We start from the raw sequence: 2,903 nt of genomic DNA, 5'->3' as shown, positions 1-2,903 counted from the left end.
GGCGGGGACAGTGGTGAGGTCTGTCCATACCTCAGGATTGGCTGGCCTTTTCAGCCAATTTTTGAAAAAGAACATGAAAATTTGCCAAACTACAGTTACCTTAATTTTTTGTAGTCCCACCCCCTTGTGGGGTGCTGCTGTAGCCAATAAATTCGCGGGTTGGGACAATGCCCCACAAGGGGGCAGGGCTACGAAATCATGGTAACAATGTACTAGCGACAAGTTCAGCCAACGATGCAACGAACCATTTTCACACAAACTGAATCCTGTGAAGTACCATCCAATCACTTGATCAACAAACACTTCTTCATCACCGTCGTCTTCCCCGCCTGCAAACGAATCCAATACACGCCCGACCCTGCGCCGCGCGCCTGCCACACCGCCGTGTGCGAACCTGCGCCCTGCGGTTCATTGACCAACTGCGCCACAAGCTGGCCGTGAATGTTGTACACGCTCAACTCCACCATGCTTGCCTCCGGCAGCGAATAGATGATTTGTGTTGACGGATTAAATGGATTTGGGAAGTTCTGCAAGAGAACATAGCTTTGCGGATAAAGCTCCACCTCGCGCGCTTGCGTGGTCACGTATGATTTGTTACCTGCCAGCAATTTGAATTTTTTCTCAGTCAGATTTTTGATGGCGAATTCCAGGCGATTATTGCTGCGCAGATCATAGGCGATTTCGGTTTCTTCATCAACCATAAATACCTCAAATCCGGCAGGGATTTGCTTCACGCCTTCAAATGCCAGCCGCAGCACTTCATCTGCGGGATTCACAATGCAGGTGAATTCCCAGGTGTGACCCTCGACTGAAGGCCGGCGTACATCCGCTTTCAATCCACCTGCAATCTGCTGTGGTTGAAATTGAACTTGCACCTGATCTGCCAGGCGCGGCGGCTGGTGTAAATCCCACGCCTCAACCTCGTTTGCAGCAGCCGCATGCTGGCCCGCAAAGTTGAAGCGGCTCTCGCTGCGGCCATTGCTGGCGATGATCTGCATCAGCCAATTTTCGCCCTCGTTGTTCGCCACCGCGTGCGCAGCAGCGTCCTCGCTCAAACCCGCTACGCCCGGACTGATAAACAGCGTCGCCGCACGATTCAAATGAATGGCATAACCCTGCCAGGGCTCCAAACCCGCGCGATTGAGCTGCCAATCGCCGTTAAAACTCCACAGCTCGAAGGCGGCGCCATCAGAGACACGCAAGCTGTCATACGGAATTGCGAAGTTGAAAGGATTGCCGATCAAACTCCAGCCGGCAGGCAAAGCGACGTGATGCACATCCGAAATACTCATAGTCTTGCCGCTGCCGGTTTTCAAGCGGAAGTTCTTGTGGTTGGCCAGCAGTGGAAAACCCATGTCCGGCGCCAGGGTGATGTTGCTGAAATCCGGATATTCCTTCAGCGCGCCCGTGCTGCGATCGCAGGCATACCAACGATACTTCGTGGCATCCGGCGGCTCCAGCAACGGATTGGCCGCGACGAATGCTTGCGGGGACTTGTCATCCAAATCCAGCGGCACGGAGAAAATGCGGAAATTTCCGGTTTGCGTGCCGGCCGGCTGCATGGCGGGATTGATGATGCCTTCGGCGCAATTGATGCGCAGCAAATAGCGCTTCGAGGTCGCGAGATTGCCATGAACATCACGCGCCGTCAAATAGAACTCCGCGCCGCGGGTGGTCATGACAATCGACGGTATATTGCGAAAATACGAGCCATCGGTTTGCAGAATCATTTGCTTGTTCAAAAAGCTCGCCTCGCCGCCGGAACGATAAAAAATGTGCACGGTGGTGATTTGGGAAAGATCCGTGACATTGACCCGCACCGGCGCATCGGTGTTCAGATCGACGAAAATCGAATAGGAGGGCATGTCGATAAACGGCGCCTGCGTGTCACGCAACGGCGCGGCAGAAGCACTGTTGGAAGCGGCGCCGGCCTGGCCGCTGGCATCCACCGCCGTGAGAAAATAAGCGTAGGTTATTCCAATGGTCAGATCAGAAAACGTGAGACTCGTGTTGGCATTTGCTGCAACAGAGTCGAGCAACGCTGCCGGCGCCGTTGCCCTGCCGCCATAAATGCGATAGCGCAACAAATCCGTTTCAACATTGGCCTCCCACGAGAGCGTGATTTGACCGTGCGCCGGGCCGGGCGTGGCTTGCAGATTCTGCGGCGCCGCCGGCGGTAAATCGGCGGCGGTGGGCGTGGCATTCACTTCATTCGAAAAGCCACTTTGATTGAGATTGTTGTCAACTGCCGTAATACGAAAATAATACGTCGTGCCATTGGCCAAGCCGGCAATGATTTTCGTCGTGTTCGCCGCGCCGTTGACGGAATCGATTTTGGTGGTGGAATTGGGCGATGTGCCGCCATAAATACGATAGCGCAAAAAATCCGCTTCGCTGTTTGCTTGCCAATTGAGCGTGACTTGTTGATCGCCGGCGGTGGCGGTTAGATTTTGCGGCACTGCCGGCGGCAAGTCCGCTGCGCTGGGCGTGGCGTTCATTTCATTGGAAAAGCCGCTTTGATTGAGACTGTTGTCGACTGCCGTAATGCGAAAATAATACCTCGTGCCATTGGTCAAGCCGGTTATGATTTTCGTTGTATTCGCCGCGCCGTTGACCGAATCAATCTTCGTGGTGGGATTGGGCGAAGCGCCGCCGTAGATGCGGTAGCGCAGAAAATCCGCTTCATTATTTGCTTGCCACGTGAGTGTGATTTGTTGATTACCGGAGGTGGCAGATAAGTTTTGCGGCGCTGCGGGCGGCGTGGTATCGCCGGTTTCGAGGATGACAAAGCTTTGCTCCGGAGCAAATGGCGATCCCGCAAACGCATTATCAATCGCTTGCACGCTCCAATAGTATGTGCCCGGCGCAAGATTCTTAATGATCCAGCTTTTGTTGTGATTGGT

The 2,903-nt window shown here is 54.1% G+C and carries 1 protein-coding gene; it reads right to left on the bottom strand.

What is annotated here, in order from left to right:
* Nucleotides 1-284: 284 nt before the first annotated feature.
* On the bottom strand, nt 285-2,903 hold a 2,619-nt coding region (locus FBQ85_28790; GenBank protein ID MDL1879131.1), incomplete at its 5' end, for a T9SS type A sorting domain-containing protein.

The organism is Cytophagia bacterium CHB2, from assembly GCA_030263535.1.
Classification (GTDB): domain Bacteria; phylum Zhuqueibacterota; class Zhuqueibacteria; order Zhuqueibacterales; family Zhuqueibacteraceae; genus Coneutiohabitans.
Note: the sequence above shows the minus strand (reverse complement) of the source record. Positions and strands in the feature narration are given on the sequence as shown.